Source organism: Clostridium sp. HCP1S3_C6 (genome assembly GCF_052066735.1).
Lineage (GTDB): Bacteria > Bacillota > Clostridia > Clostridiales > Clostridiaceae > Clostridium.
Map to the genome: position 1 here is coordinate 51621 of NZ_JBQHRN010000005.1, position 15629 is coordinate 67249.

17 protein-coding genes are annotated in these 15629 nt (G+C 29.0%); all 17 read left to right on the forward strand.

The window, feature by feature from the left end; translation table 11 throughout:
• The first annotated feature begins 7 nt into the window (after positions 1-7).
• The 17 genes from ACTNAO_RS03105 to ACTNAO_RS03185 all read left to right on the forward strand — a co-directional run bounded on the left by ACTNAO_RS03105 (position 8) and on the right by ACTNAO_RS03185 (position 15556).
• The gene (locus ACTNAO_RS03105; RefSeq protein ID WP_441025813.1) at positions 8-733 is read left to right on the forward strand and encodes a flagellar hook assembly protein FlgD; all 726 of its coding nucleotides are present in this window, start codon (positions 8-10) and stop codon (positions 731-733) included.
• Between the two features lie 29 nt (positions 734-762).
• Positions 763-1146 (forward strand): TIGR02530 family flagellar biosynthesis protein, encoded by a 384-nt coding sequence (locus ACTNAO_RS03110; protein ID WP_441025815.1) that lies wholly within the window; start codon positions 763-765, stop codon positions 1144-1146.
• A gap of 100 nt (positions 1147-1246) precedes the next feature.
• Positions 1247-2917 (forward strand): flagellar hook protein FlgE, encoded by a 1671-nt coding sequence (locus tag ACTNAO_RS03115; RefSeq protein WP_441025817.1) that lies wholly within the window; start codon positions 1247-1249, stop codon positions 2915-2917.
• 220 nt (positions 2918-3137) lie between these two features.
• On the forward strand, positions 3138-3329 hold the full coding sequence (locus ACTNAO_RS03120) for a flagellar FlbD family protein (RefSeq protein WP_441025819.1): 192 nt from the start codon (positions 3138-3140) through the stop codon (positions 3327-3329).
• Between the two features lie 11 nt (positions 3330-3340).
• Complete coding sequence (locus ACTNAO_RS03125; RefSeq protein WP_441025821.1) at positions 3341-4147, forward strand: motility protein A; 807 nt, start codon at positions 3341-3343, stop codon at positions 4145-4147.
• Positions 4148-4149: 2 nt separating this feature from the next.
• Positions 4150-4887: an OmpA family protein gene (locus ACTNAO_RS03130; protein ID WP_441025823.1), complete on the forward strand. Its 738-nt coding sequence runs from the start codon at positions 4150-4152 to the stop codon at positions 4885-4887.
• A complete protein-coding gene (locus ACTNAO_RS03135; protein ID WP_441025825.1) occupies positions 4874-5356 on the forward strand; it encodes a flagellar basal body-associated FliL family protein in 483 nt (160 codons plus the stop codon). The genes ACTNAO_RS03130 and ACTNAO_RS03135 overlap by 14 nt, the downstream gene beginning before the upstream one ends.
• Positions 5357-5459: 103 nt before the next feature.
• Positions 5460-5852: a flagellar biosynthetic protein FliO gene (locus tag ACTNAO_RS03140; protein ID WP_441048045.1), complete on the forward strand. Its 393-nt coding sequence runs from the start codon at positions 5460-5462 to the stop codon at positions 5850-5852.
• Positions 5839-6615 (forward strand): flagellar type III secretion system pore protein FliP, encoded by a 777-nt coding sequence (gene fliP, locus ACTNAO_RS03145; protein ID WP_441025829.1) that lies wholly within the window; start codon positions 5839-5841, stop codon positions 6613-6615. Before ACTNAO_RS03140 ends, fliP begins: the two co-directional genes overlap by 14 nt.
• Positions 6616-6630: 15 nt before the next feature.
• A complete protein-coding gene (gene fliQ, locus ACTNAO_RS03150; RefSeq protein ID WP_441025832.1) occupies positions 6631-6900 on the forward strand; it encodes a flagellar biosynthesis protein FliQ in 270 nt (89 codons plus the stop codon).
• Positions 6901-6911: 11 nt separating this feature from the next.
• The gene (locus ACTNAO_RS03155) at positions 6912-8750 is read left to right on the forward strand and encodes a fused FliR family export protein/FlhB family type III secretion system protein (RefSeq protein WP_441025834.1); all 1839 of its coding nucleotides are present in this window, start codon (positions 6912-6914) and stop codon (positions 8748-8750) included.
• A 637-nt stretch (positions 8751-9387) separates the two neighbouring features.
• The gene (flhA, locus tag ACTNAO_RS03160; protein ID WP_441025836.1) at positions 9388-11457 is read left to right on the forward strand and encodes a flagellar biosynthesis protein FlhA; all 2070 of its coding nucleotides are present in this window, start codon (positions 9388-9390) and stop codon (positions 11455-11457) included.
• Complete coding sequence (gene flhF / locus ACTNAO_RS03165) at positions 11457-12632, forward strand: flagellar biosynthesis protein FlhF (RefSeq protein WP_441025838.1); 1176 nt, start codon at positions 11457-11459, stop codon at positions 12630-12632. The genes flhA and flhF overlap by 1 nt, the downstream gene beginning before the upstream one ends.
• Entirely contained in the window at positions 12626-13516 is an 891-nt protein-coding gene (locus ACTNAO_RS03170; protein WP_441025840.1) for a MinD/ParA family protein, read from the forward strand. Before flhF ends, ACTNAO_RS03170 begins: the two co-directional genes overlap by 7 nt.
• 12 nt (positions 13517-13528) lie before the next feature.
• Positions 13529-14137: a flagellar brake protein gene (locus ACTNAO_RS03175; RefSeq protein ID WP_441025842.1), complete on the forward strand. Its 609-nt coding sequence runs from the start codon at positions 13529-13531 to the stop codon at positions 14135-14137.
• A 42-nt stretch (positions 14138-14179) separates the two neighbouring features.
• Complete coding sequence (locus ACTNAO_RS03180; RefSeq protein ID WP_441025844.1) at positions 14180-14905, forward strand: FliA/WhiG family RNA polymerase sigma factor; 726 nt, start codon at positions 14180-14182, stop codon at positions 14903-14905.
• Between the two features lie 15 nt (positions 14906-14920).
• Positions 14921-15556, forward strand: coding sequence for a hypothetical protein (locus ACTNAO_RS03185; RefSeq protein WP_441025846.1), 636 nt, complete (start codon positions 14921-14923; stop codon positions 15554-15556).
• Positions 15557-15629 lie beyond the last annotated feature (73 nt).

A 15629-nucleotide genomic window follows, 5' to 3' on the forward strand; every position in this document is an offset into this window, starting at 1 on the left:
TGGGAAAATGGCAAATACACTTGTAAATCAAACTGTTACATCAAAGTATGCAAATACATCTGCAACAGATAGAGGTACAAAGATTCTTACAAGCAATGGTCAAATGTCAAAGGATTCATTTTTAACAATTCTTTGTGCTCAACTTAAAAACCAAGATCCATCAAAGGATCAGGATGCAAGTGAATATGTATCACAGCTTGCACAATTTGCATCACTTGAACAAATGCAAAATTTAAACACTTCAATGACAAAATCATCATATTACAGTTTAATAGGTAAAGGTGTTACAGTAAGTGATACAAATTCAAAGGGAGTTCAATATACAGGTATTGTAAAAGCAATTAAAATGAATGGAACAAATGCTACATTATCAATGCTTGTTAATGAAGATGGCAAAAATGTTTTAAAGGATTTTAATGCCAATAATATAGTTACTACACTTGATGTAGAAGATTATTCATTAGATGCTTTAAATAGTTTAGATTATAATATGGCATTTTTAATGGCAGCAAATTTTACAGGTAAATATGTTGAAGCACAGGAAACAGATGAAAATGGAAAAGCTACTAATTATAGTGGAACAGTTCTTGGTGCATCAAAAGAAAATGGTACTATAAAAGTTAAGGTAAAACTTGATAATGGTGAAATAAAATCTTTTGCATATTCAGCAATTACTAAGGTTCAAGATAAAAAGGACGATAATATAAATGCTGACAATAATAAAAAAGAATAATTATATCCTTAAGTAAGAGGTGATTGCATATGGGATATAGGATGATAAATGGCAGAGCATATCCTGTAGGTGCTATAGGAGATATAAATAAAAACAATCTGCCAAATGTAAAAAAATCAAACAATACAAGCTTTAAGGATTTATTAGATTCTAAAATTAAAAATAAAAGTTTTACTGTATCAAAACATGCAGCAGAAAGGCTAAAGGATATAAATTTTTCTGAAAATGATATGAATAACATTGAAAAAGGGTTTAAACTTGCAGAAGATAAAGGGTCTAAAAATTCACTATTTTTATACAAGGATGTAGCTCTTGTTACTAGTGTAGAAAATAAAACAGTAATAACAGCAGTGGATAAATCCAGAGCTAAGGACAATGTTTTTACTAACATTGACAGTGTAGTGATAATTTAAAAAATAGCTGGACCAAGGATGGAGGCTATGTTCTATTGAATGACGGAAATAGAACGTTAGGTATTAAGAATTATTTTTTTAAAAATCGGAGGTTATAAATATGTCAAGATTAATGTATTCAGGAATAAGTGGAATGAAGGTAAACCAAACAAAATTAGATGTTGTAGGTAATAATATAGCAAACTCAAGTACAACAGCTTTTAAATATTCAAATACTAAATTTGCAGATATGTTATCACAAAATTCTTCAAGTGCAACAGCACCATCTACTAAAACAGGTGGTACTAATGCAAGTCAGGTAGGACTTGGTGTTCAGCTTGCAAGTATAGATACTATTATGACTCAAGGAAATTTACAATCTACATCAAGAGCTTTAGATGTGGCTATTGACCAATCAGGATTTTTTATAGTATCACAAGGACCTGCAGTAACAGGTGATAATACAATACAAGTATCACAGGCAGCAGGAGCTCACTCTATAGATTCTACTTCCCTTGCATCATCTGGATCAAAGCTTATGTATACAAGAGATGGTTCATTTACATTAGATAGAGATGGAAATCTTTTAACTAGTTCAGGATATAGAGTTATGGGTTATTCTTTAACAAATGATAGTAACTCAGAAGTAGCAACTTCTCAAAAGCCTGACGATGTTACATTAACTTCAATTGGATTAAGTTTTTCTTTTGGACCTGGTACTCAACTTAATGGATATACAATTGAACTTGGAAACATAGGACCTGATACACCAGCATCAGCATCAGTAGATACAGATAATAAAAAAATAATAATAAATGCTGATTTCACAAACTCTAATCTTCAAACTGCACAAGTACAATCAGCTATAGATAAAGCTCTTACAGCAAAAGGTATATCACAACAAGTTGTAGCTTCTGGAGAAATTAAAACAGATTTTAAAATCCCCTTATCAGTAGACCTTTTACCAGAAAAAGTTAGTGGTGATAATGTAACTGCATCACTTAGTGATCTTTCATTAACATTACCTAAGGAAATGGTTGGATATAGTGTTAAAATTGGAACAGTAACAGAAGGTACTAAGGAATCTGCAAGTGTTGATACTGATGCTAAAACAATAACTTTAAATGGTGATTTTGCAAATGGAGCGGCAGATATAACTAAATTAGCTGCAGCATTAAAAAATGCTGTTGGGTTAAAAGGTTTTGTAAATACAAATGTTGCAATAACAGGTACTGTTCCAAAAATAAAAGATACTGCATCACATAAAGTTGATGGTGGTACATCAGTTCAAAGTTTAGGAAGAGATGGAAGTGTATATTTTGTAGATGGAACTGGTAAAGTAAGTGCTTATGATGAATCACTTAAGAGTTTAAAAATTCCAGACAAAGTAAAAATGGCTGGTACTGGTGATGAATTAAGAGTTACATCATATACAATTTCTGAAGAAGGTGTTGTATATGGAAACCTTGAAAATGGTAAAATGGCTGCACTTGGACAAATAGCTATGGCAAACTTTAAGAATCCAGAAGGTCTTGAAAAGAGTGGAGGAAACCTTTATACTACATCAGCTAACTCTGGTGATGCTATAATAAAATCTGGTCTTAATACAACTGGTGATGATAATAGTAAAGCTTACGGAGATACAATTCAAGGTATGCTTGAAATGTCTAATGTTGACTTGGCAGAACAATTTACAGATATGATCATTGCAACTAGAGCATTCCAGGCAAGTAGTAAAGCTATAAATACTGGTGATGAAATATTACAAGATATTATAAACCTTAAGAGATAGGGTTATTAATTAAGAATTAATAATTAAGAATTAAGGATTAAGAATTAAGGATTAAGAATTAAGAATTAATAATTAAATGAAGGTAATTAGGCTTTTACATATAGTAAATTAAGTTTAGTTATAGCAAAGAACAAATTAAGTATAAGCTTAATTACCTTTTCCTTTGATAAAAAATTGTATTTATATAAATTCATTTATATAAAATGAAGGGGGAAGAGCTATGATTGATTTAACAGCTATGAATAATAAGCCGTTTACGTTAAATGCCGATCATATTGAGAAGATTGAAGAGGTTCCTGAAACACTTATTACATTAACTAATGGGAAGAAGTACATTGTACTTGAAAGTATAGATGAAGTTAAAGATAAAGTATTAAGATATAAAAATAAAATCTTTACTTATAAGTTGTAGGAGGAAGAAAAATGAAAAAATCAGATTTGTTAACACCCATTGGTCTAATAGGTGGTATTATCCTTATAATATGGGGTATGAAAAATGATGCTGGATATGGAATGTTCTGGGATTTACCCTCTGTACTTATAACAGTTGGAGGTTCATTTGCAGCACTTGCTATTACTGTAAGAATGGATGATATGAAAAAGTTTGTAAAAATATTAATGCAAGCTTTTAAAGAAAATAAATCATCAAGTTCAGAAGTTATTTCTCAATTTTCAGAACTTTCAAAAAGAGCTAGAAGAGAAGGTCTTTTATCATTAGAAGATGAAATATCAAAAATTGATGATGATTTTTTAAAGAAAGGTCTTCAAATGGTTGTAGATGGTATAGAGCCTGAAACAATTAAAGAAATATTAGAACTTGAAATTACTGAAATGGATGAAAGACATTTTAGTAATGCATCAATGTTTGCAACATGGGGTGGTTATTGCCCAGCTTTTGGTATGCTTGGTACACTTATAGGACTTATTCAAATGCTTGCAAGTAACTTTTCCGATGCTAGTGCTATAGCAAGTGGTATGGGTAAAGCATTAATTACAACATTTTATGGTTCGCTTTTATCAAATTTATTCTGTAACCCAGTTGCAGCAAATCTTCAAAGAAAAAGTGCATTAGAAGTTAAAGAAAGAGAAATGAAACTTGAAGGAATATTAGCAATTCAATCAGGAGTAAATCCAAGAATTGTTGAAGAAAAGTTAATTACATATTTAGATCCTAAAGAAAGAGAAGAATATTTAAATAGTAATACTGAAAATGCTGAAGGAGTTGCATAAGCATGGCGAAAGAAAGAAGAGAAATAGATGTACCAGATTGGTTAGGTACATATTCAGATACAGTTACACTTCTTTTAACATTCTTTGTTTTGCTTTACTCACTATCATCTGTTGATTCTGAGAAATTAAAAGCAGTATCTCAGGCTTTAAATACTGTTATGACTGGGCAAGCTGCTGATTCAATGCTTGAATTTGACAAGTATCAAGGTAAAGTTCCACTTATAGGTGGAGAATCAGAAGATGTTGCAGTAGAGGATTCAGAAGGTAAAGGTGTTAAGACTTATGAGGATCTTCAACAATATATAAATGCAAATAATTTATCAGATCAAGTTTCAATTACTCAAAACGAAAGAGGAGTTATGATACAGCTTAAGGATACTGTATTATTTGAAAAAGGAAGTGCAGACATAAAGCTAGATGCACAAAATGTTTTAGATACTATAAATAATATAATATCTACAATGCCTAATTCAATAATAGTAGAAGGTCATACAGACAATGATCCAATTAGTACATTTGAATTTCAATCCAATTGGGAATTATCATCAGCAAGAGCTTCAAGAGTTGTTAGATATTTTATTGAAATAAAGGGACAAGCTCCTTCAAGATTTAGTGCAGCAGCATATGGTGATACACGACCAATATATCCTAATGTATCTGAAGAAAATAAAACTAAAAATAGAAGGGTAAATATTTTAATAGCTGGAGATAGTAAGGAGGGAGTTAATGATGGCAGATAAAGAAGAAAAAAAAGATGTAGGAGCAAAAGAAGAAAAAAAAGGAAAGGGTGGCATAATAAAAATACTTGTTATTGTAGTATTATTATTAGCAGTAGGTGGAGGCGGGGCCTTTGCTGGATATAGTATGTATAAATCAAGTCAAGAACCTAAACCAATTACTGAAATTAAAGTTGAAGCATTAAAGGATTTAACAGTAAATTTAAGTGATGAAGGTACTCCAAGATATGTAAAAACTTCTGTTACAATTTCATATGATGAAAAAGATTCAAAGGCTGCAGAAGAAATAACTGCTAAGACTCCTGAAATTAATGATAAAATTACATTCTTTTTAAAGTCAAGAAAAGCAGCAGATTTTGATGCATCAAATGAAGAAAATTTAAAAAGAGAATTAGTTGAGGAATTAAATAAAATAATGGTTAAAGGGAAAATTGTAAATGTATATTTCCCAAGTGGAATATTAGTACAATAGTTAAAAACTATGTTGAAAATTTTTAAAATATGTTAAAATATGTTTAGGAAAAAGTAAAATGAAAATAAAAAATATAAGGATGAGATAAATGGATTTTCTATTTATGTTTATTAAACTAATTTTTGCACTTGTAGTAGTTATTTTTCTTATGATGCTTTCACTAAGGCTTGGTAACAAAAGCATTGATAAGATTAATGGAAAAAGGTACATGAAGGTTGTAGATAAAGTGCAACTTGGTAAGGATTCTTTTATTGCAATTGTAAAAATAGGGGACAAGGGTTTAATAATGTCTGTTTCTCAAAACAAAACAGAAGTTTTAGAAGAAATAACATTAGAAGAAGTTTTAAAAATTGAGAAGGAAAAGAGAGAATCTATAGAGGATATGACAAAAACTGTAGATAAAGTTATGGAAACAGTAAAGGATAAAACTAGAGATTTTAAGAAAAATGTAGATAAAAAAAGAAAGTTAAAGGAAGATAAGTATGAAAAAATATAAAAAGAAAATTGGACTGGTACTCTTATTAACTTTATTTTTAGTAGGTTTATTTGGAATAATTGCCTTTGCAGATGATATACAAATCCCAAATGTAAATGTTCAGGTTGGTTCAAATACTGATGGATCACCACAAAGTTATGTATCAAATATTAAGCTTTTAATATTGTTAACAATTTTAACATTATTACCTTCAATATTAATAATGTTTACTTGTTTTACTAGAATTGTAGTTGTTTTTTCATTTTTAAAAAATGCATTAGGTGCTCAACAGTCAATACCTAATCAAATATTAATTGGATTATCATTATTTTTAACAATGTTTATAATGTTTCCAGTATTTAATCAAATGAATGAAAAAGGAATACAGCCATATTTAGATGGTCAAATTACTCAAGAACAAGCTATTGAAGATGGTGGCAAGCCATTAAAGGAGTTTATGAGCAAACAAACAAGAAAGAAAGATGTTGAACTTTTTGTTGAATTATCAAATGAAGATGTTTCAAATTTAGATGAGAATAATCTTCCATTTCATATTTTAGCTCCAGCTTTTGCAATAAGTGAGCTTAAAACAGCATTTCAAATAGGATTTTTATTGTATCTTCCATTTATAGTTATTGATCTTGTAGTTGGTAGTGTACTTATGTCAATGGGTATGATGATGTTACCGCCAGCAATGGTTTCAATGCCATTTAAATTATTATTATTTGTAATGGTAGATGGATGGTACTTACTTGTAAAGTCACTTGTTTTAAGTTTTGGTTAAATATAGGAGGTAAAAATGAGCGAAACATTATTAATATCAGTTATGAAAGATGCATTAGTTACTGCAGTTAAGGTTTCTGCCCCAATTCTTGTAACAGCAATAGTTATTGGTCTTGTAATAAGTATATTACAGGCAACTACTCAAATACAGGAACAGACATTAACATTTGTACCTAAGATTTTAGGTGGTGCAGCAGTAGGACTTTTTTGTGGTACATGGATGCTTAGATCTCTAGTAGAATTTACAGAGAGAATTTTTGAATTAATAATTAAAGTATCAACTTAGGGGTGAGTTTTTTGATAGATACAACTTACTTTCTAGTAGTAATGTTAATTTTTTTAAGGATAACATCATTTTTTGCAGTAGTAAAAGTTTTTTATCCTGCAGGCACCCCTATTATATTAAAAGCAGCCCTTGGGCTTATAATGTCATATTGTGCAGTAAATTCAATGGATTATAGTAGCATGGCAGAAATAAATGGTGCTTTTATGCTTATTTCTTATATGGTAAATGAAGTTTTAAGTGGATTAGCTCTTGGATTTATTGCAGATTTAATATTTCAAGCAGCAAAGGTTGCAGGTGCATATATGGATATGCATATGGGCTTTGCAATGATGAATGTTATGGATCCAACTTCTGGAACAAATGTTACTATGATGGAGAATATTGTTTATTATATTTCCATGGTAGTATTTTTTCTTATAGATGGACATCATTTATTAATAAAATATCTTGTAAATAGCTTTACTATTCTTCCTATTGGAAGTGGCATTAATATAGATAAATCTTTTTGGACTATTGTAAATATTTTTTCTAACTATTTTTTATTAGGCGTTAAAATAGCTATACCAATGATTCTTATAATATTACTAGCAGACCTTTGTATGGCACTTATATCAAGAACAGTGCCTCAAATAAATGTTATGATATTAGGTATGCCTGTAAAAATGCTTATAGGAATTATATCATTTATATTTTTGATGCCTATTATGATAAAAACTATAAATTATGGTATCAATAGTATACCTGATGCTTTTACAAAAATTATTAATTTAATATCGGCAGCACCTCTTGCATTAATTTTTGCAGACGATGGTGACAAAACAGAAGAACCAACTGATAAAAAATTAAATGATGCAAGAAAAAAAGGTCAAATACCAAGAAGTAAAGATGTTGCTATAGCTTTTAGTATGCTTGTATGTACATTGGTTTTAATGACTCTTTCAGGAATAATAGGCGAAAATTTAAAAGAAATGCTTGTTTATTTTTTAAATACAGGTATAAGAATTAATTTAGATTATGAATCTTTAAAAGGATTAGCTTTTATTATTATAAAAACCTGTGCTATATGTTTTTTAACCTTTGCAGTGCCTATAATGGTTTCAGCAGTAGCAGCAGGATTAATTCAATCTAGATTTTTATTTACGACAGAACCATTAAAGCCTAATTTAAAAAAATTGAATCCATTGTCAGGATTTAAAAATATGTTTTCTAAAAAAAGTCTTGCAGATCTTGCAAAGAACTTAGCAGTAGTAATTATTATAGGATATTTAGGTTACAAATATATACTTGATAATTTTAATGATATTATGCAAACTGGTAATACATATCTTCCATCTTTAGGTGGTGCTGTTATTAAAATTGTATATGGTATATTTATTCAAATTACGATAGTACTAATACTTATAGCTGCTATTGATTATTTCTTGCAATGTAAATTTTATAAGAAAGATATGAGAATGACAAAGCAAGAAGTTAAAGAAGAATATAAACAAATGGAAGGAGATCCTAAAATAAAACAAAAAATCAAACAAAAGCAAAGGGAAATTTCTCAACGAAGAATGATGGCTAGTGTACCAGATGCAACTGTAGTAATAACAAACCCTACACATTTTGCAGTAGCTTTAAAATATGTAGATGGTGAGATGGAAGCACCGAAGGTTGTTGCAAAGGGTGCTGATTTAGTTGCTCTTAAAATAAAGGAAATAGCAAGAGAAAATAATGTGCCAATTATGGAAAACAAACCTCTTGCAAGAATGCTTTATGACAAAGTAGAATTAGATCAAGAAGTGCCACAGGAAATGTATCAGGCTGTAGCTGAAATTTTAGCATTTGTTTATAAATTAAATCATTAATTAAGCCAAGCACAATGGAGCTTGGCTTAATTAATCTATAATTCTTAATTAAGCCGAGCGTATGGCGATGGCTGACTTAATTCTTAATTTCTTAATTAGGCCGCAAATGTAGATTCGAAATTAAGAATTAATAATTAAGTGGCTTTTCACGCTTTGCTTAAAAGCCAATCTCCATAGGAGATAATTAATAATTATTGTAATCTAGCCCAAAGCACTAGTATAATTAGGTTTTATATAGGATTTAGTGTAAGCCTTGAAATATTGAGCTTGTCCACCCATACCTAATATAATTAAAATTTTTACGACGAAGGAGTAAAAATGTCCTGAATTATTAATTATTAATTCTTAATTCTTAATTATCGAAGTTGTAAGTGATAAAGAACAGAAAGTGAAATGAAGCAAATAATTAAGATAACACTTAAAAATAAATAAAGATTTAAGCCTGTTAATTTTTATTTATTGTTTTAAATTTTTAATTAATTTTGTAACAATTTATTCATTATTAATTAACGGAATGTTTAAGTGATAAATAGAGGAATATATAAATATTTTGTAGAAAAAAACATAATGGAGAAAAAATAGGCTTAGTATTGAAAATATATGTTAAAAAAGGATGTTAAATTAGGAGGAAAAATTAATGCTCTTAGAAAATAACAGAAAATTAAGTGTTAAGGCAAATCTAGATATAGTTGTTGCTTTTGCAGTAATAGGAATTGTTATGATGATAATAATTCCATTACCATCAGCATTATTAGATATTTTGTTAGCACTTAATATTACATTATCAATAATTATAATTTTAATAACTATGTTTACAACTAGTGTATTACAATTTTCAGTATTTCCAACGCTTTTGCTAGTAACTACATTGTTTAGATTAGCATTAAATATTTCATCAACAAGACTTATACTGACAGAGGCAAGTGCAGGACAAATTATAGAAGCATTTGGTGAATTTGTTGTTAATGGAAATTATGTAGTTGGAATTATAATATTCCTTATTATAGAGATAGTTCAGTTCCTTGTTATTACAAATGGTTCTGGAAGAGTATCAGAAGTATCTGCTAGATTTACCTTAGATGCTATGCCAGGTAAGCAAATGAGTATAGATGCAGACTTGAATTCAGGACTTATTGATGAAGCTACTGCTAAAAAAAGAAGAAAAGATCTTCAACATGAAACTGACTTTTATGGAGCTATGGATGGTGCGTCTAAGTTTGTAAAAGGTGATGCTATAGCAGGTATTATAATTACAATTATAAATATTGTTGCAGGTATAGTAATTGGTGTACTATCAAAAGATATGTCTATAGGCGAAGCTGCACAAACATACACTAGACTTACAGTAGGTGATGGATTAGTTGGACAAATACCAGCACTTCTTATATCTACATCAGCAGGTATACTTGTTACTAGATCAGGAAGTGAAGAGAATTTTGGTAAAACCTTTGCAGAACAACTTACAGGATTCCCAGTTGTATGTGGAATAGCTAGTGCAGTAATGACATTTTTGGCTATTATTCCAGGACTTCCTAAAGTACCTTTCTTTGCAGCAGCAGTTGCTACAGGAGTTCTTGCATATCTTTTAATAAAAGATGAAAGCAAAAAGAAAGAATTAAGTGCTGTTATGGAAGAAGAAGAGGCTGTTGAACTTGAAAAGAAAGAACCTGAAAATGTTATGAATCTTATTTCAGTAGAACCAATGGAAGTAGAAATTGGTTATGGACTTATTCCTCTTGCAGATGAATCATCTGGTGGTGACTTACTTCAAAGAATCGCATCTGTTAGAAGGCAGTGTGCTATTGAAATGGGTATTGTAGTTCAACCTATTAGAATAAGAGATAATCTTCAACTAAAAACTAATGAATATGTTATTAAAATAAGAGGTACAGTTGTTGCTTCAGCAGAGCTTATGGCAAATATGCTTCTTTGTATGGATCCAACTGGAGAAAATTCAGATATACCAGGAATAAAAACAATAGAACCAACATTTGAACTCCCAGCAGTTTGGATAAATAAAGATCAAAGAGAAGAAGCTGAAATTAAAGGATTAACAGTAGTTGACCCTGTTACTGTTATGGTTACACATTTAACTGAAACAATTAAGGCTCATTCTTACGAATTGTTAGGAAGACAGGAAGTTAAAAATATAATAGATAACATGAAAGAAAAATATTCAGCAGTTGTTGATGAACTTATTCCAGATTTATTAACAATTGGTGAAGTTCAAAAAGTACTACAAAATTTATTAAAAGAAAAAGTACCAATAAAAGATATGGTTACAATACTAGAATCACTTGCTGATAATTCAAGAACAACAAAAGATATAGAATTGTTAACTGAATATGTTAGATTTGCTCTTTCAAGAACAATATGTAACACAATAATAGATGATGATAGGACAGTTACAGTAGTAACACTTGCTCCTGAACTTGAAGAACTTATTGCATCTAATATTCAAAAGTCTATGCAAGGTTCATTCCCAGCAATTGATCCTGACAAGACAACTATTATATTTAAAAATTTAAGAGAAACTATTGATTCAGTAAGCTTCTATAACAATCAACCAGTAGTTCTTGTATCACCTAATATAAGACCTGCTTTTAGAAAATTATGTGAAATGGCTTTTCCTCATTTAATGGTTGTATCATTAAATGAAATCCCAAATGATGTAGAAATTAGGGCAGAAGGGGTTGTAAGTTTATAATGTTAATTAAAAAATATACAGTAAATAATATGAATGAAGCACTTACTAGAATAAGATATGAACTAGGAAAAGATGCTGTTATAATAAGTCAAAGAAAAATAAAAAAACCAGGAATTAAGGGCATTTTTTCAAAAAGACAACTTGAGGTTACAGCAGCAGTAGAAAATTCATCAATTGATAGAAATAGTAAAGTAAAAAGCACTAGCATACATGCTTCAAATAATTCATATTCAAGAAAAGGTACTTCAGCTGATTACAATATGGATAAATCCATAAATGATTTAAAAAACCTTATGAACAAGGAAATAGAAAATAAAAGAAATAAGCAAGCTGTGGTAGATAATAATGAACAAAAGAAAAGTGAAATTGAATCTGAAGTAAAAGAAATGAAAGATATGTTAAAAGCTGTTATGAAAAATACTACTAAAGATTCCAAAGATGAACTTTTAGAATTTTTAAGTAATTCAGATATAGATATGCAATTTTATGATGAATTTAATGAAAAACTAAAAGGAGATTTTGATGTTTCTAAGCTTAGAGATATTATGTCAAGGGACATAAAGTCATCTAATGATGATTTAAATGGAAATGTTGTTTTAGTAGGACCAACTGGTGTTGGAAAAACTACTACAATAGCAAAACTTGCAGGAAATTTATCTTTAGTTAAAAAGAAAAAAGTAGGATTAATTACTGTAGATACATATAGAATTGGAGCTGTTGAACAGTTAAAAACATATGCAGAAATAATGAATATTCCTTTTGAAGTTGTAATAACAATAAAAGAAATGGAAGCTGCTATTAAAAAAATGAAAGATTGTGATGTGGTATTAATTGATACTACAGGAAGAAGCAGCAAAAATAAAATGCAGATATCAGAACTTAGAGCATTTGTTGATAAAGCTAATGCTACAAGTATAAATATAGTTATAAGTGCAACAACTAAAAATAAAGATATAAAAACTATATTAGAAGGTTATCGAATACTTAATTATGATAAAGTAATTATAACAAAATTAGATGAAACTAGTGTCTATGGATCAATATATAATATATCAAGAATTGCTAATAAACCTATAAGATATGTTACAACAGGTCAAAATGTTCCAGATGACATAAAAGATTTTTCAAAAGATGAAGCTATAAAACTTGTGTTTGGGGAGGAATCTGTATGTTAGATCAAGCAGAAGCCTTAAGACGAATGATGGCAGGAAATAGAGAAGATACTAAAGATGAAACTTTAAATATTAGTAGTAATAAAACAAAAATTATTACTGTAACATCTGGAAAAGGTGGAGTAGGGAAAAGTAATTTTGTTATAAATCTTGCAATATTACTTTCTAAAAAGGGAAAAAAAGTATTAGTTTTTGATGCTGATATTGGCATGGGAAATGATGATGTATTAATGGGTGTTTTTCCCAAGTTCTCAGTTTTTGATATATTAGAAGGAAAGGAAATAGAAGATATTATAGAAGAAGGACCTGAAGGAATATATCTTCTTGCTGGAGGGTCTGGATTAAATAGAATAGAAGATTTGTCAGAGGAAGAAAGAAGTATATTTTTAGATAAAATAGAAGGGTTAAATGGTTTTGACTATATACTTATGGATACTGGCGCTGGAATAAATAGAAGTGTACTTGCTTTTATATCATGTAGCGAAGATTTAATTATTTTAACAACGCCAGAACCAACTTCATTAACAGATGCTTATAGTCTTGTTAAAGCTGCTGAACATTTTGGACTAAAGGACAAAGCTAATATAGTTGTTAATAAAGTATTTGATTTAAAGGAAGGAGAATTAACATATAATAAATTTAAAAAAGCTGTTGATAAATTTTTACAATTTGATGTATTTTATCTTGGATGTATATTAGATGATAGAAAGTTAATTGAAAGTGTTAGAAGTCAAATTCCAGTAACAATTAATTATCCAAATTCTGATGCAAGTAAATCAATTAAAAATATTTGTAATAAGATTTTAGGAGAAACAGAAAATTATACAGCAAAAAAATATGGTGGAGCAAAAGGGTTATTTAGTAAAATATTTGAAGTTTTTTCGTGAGGGGGAGAGTTAATGGTTATGAAGTTAAATATAAATGATAATGTGGTTTTAAATTATGAGGATTTAACATATAAAAGTACTATTCAAGATATACAAGAGGATTATTATGTAATAAATCTTCCACTTGGAGAAGGGGAATATCTTACATTAGAAGATGGAGCAGAAATTGAACTTGGAATTGTAAAGGAAGGTGGCTATTATATACTTCAATCTGAAATTATAAATAGAATAATGGAAGATGGAAAACCTTTTTATAGAATTACTATTCCAACTATGAAAAAGAAAATAGAAAGAAGAGATTTTGTTAGAATAAGTCTTTTAGATTATACATTTTATAAAACTGAACACACTGCTTGGACAAAAGCTATGATACTTGATTTAAGTGGTGGTGGAATGAAACTTGTTATAAAAGAAAAGGTTAAATTGGGAGATAAGCTTCAAATTGGATTAGTTCTTGGAAATGAGAGCTTTCAATTAGAAGGAAAAGTTGTAAGGGTAGTTGTAAATGAAATGAAAGAAAATGTTTGTGGTATTGAGTTTATTCACCTTACAGAAAGAATAAGGGATAGAATAATTGCTAAGATATTTATTGAACTTAGAAAGCAAACTACAATAATGTAAAAAGTATTTATTTATTTACTTAGAGGAAGGAGAAGAGGTTTTATGGAAACGCTACAAGGATTTAAAGGGAAGGAGCATATAATAGAGGAATATACACCCCTTGTAAAATATATTGCTTCTAGAGTTAGTCTTGGTAAAAATAAGTATATGGATTATGATGATTTAGTAAGCTATGGACTTATTGGACTTATGGATGCTATAACAAAATATGATGAAAGTAAAGGTATTAAGTTTTCTTCATATGCATCTATTAGAATAAAGGGAGCAATAATTGATGAAATAAGAAGAGCAAGGCCTATATCAAAGGGTGCTATGGATAAACTTAACAAGTATAATAAAGCTGTTGAAATTTTACAAAATAAATTATTTAGAGAACCAACTAATGAAGAAATTGCACAGCAGCTTAATGTGACAGTGGCAGATGTTGCTGAAATTGAAAATTATATTAATTATATTTCAATAGTATCCTTAGATGACATTATTTTTTCTGATGATGATGATATGAATGTTATGGGTGTTATAGAAGACAAACAAAGTCCAAGTCCAGAGCAAACTTTTGAAAATAAAGAAAAAATAAGTAATTTATCTGATGCAATAAGTAAGTTAAAGGAAAAGGATAGAATTGTTCTTAATTTATATTATTATGAAAGACTAACTTTAAAAGAAATAGGTAAGGTTCTTGAAGTATCAGAATCTAGAGTATGCCAACTTCACAGTAGAGCTATTAGAAATTTAAGAGAAAAAATGAAAGAGCTTAATTACATATAAAGGTTGTGATTTTTAGTGGTACCAATTATATTGGTTGTTGTGGCATGTATACTTATTTTTGTAAATGTTAAGTTTGGGAATAAGGAATTGTCCTTAAAAGAATACATAGATAATGGAAATAGGTTAAAAATAAATAAAGATAGTGAATTTCAGAGTAAACTTAAGAATATTGATTTTACAGACGATAAATTACAGATAGGACAAATTAGAAAAGATGTAGCTGAAAGTTTAACTGAAATTCAAAAGGAAATTATTAAGGTTAATGAAAGAATTGATTTAATTGAGCAAAAAAATAACAATATAAAAAAATCAAAAGCTAAAACAATAAATAAAGTAATAAATGATGATTTAGATGAAATAGTAAAGGATAATACAAATAATAAAGAAAGTGATCAAAAACAAAAAAATGAAAGTGATTTTTCAGAAACACTCCATAAAAAAATAACTAATTCAAACTTTAACAATAAAAAACACATTAAGAAAAATGATAATGAATATGAAGGTGTAATTAATGATATTTCCCTAGATAGTAAGACTCAAAGAATAAAGAAATTAATAAAACAAGGGTTAAGTGATGAAGAAATATGCGAAAAGCTTCATGTAGGAAAGGGGGAGATATTATTAGTAAAGGGATTATTAAACAAAAATTAAAAGGAGTTTTATTATATCTTTTAGATACTAGAATACTTCTAGGTATAGGAATTGGTATTTTAATTGGTGTAGC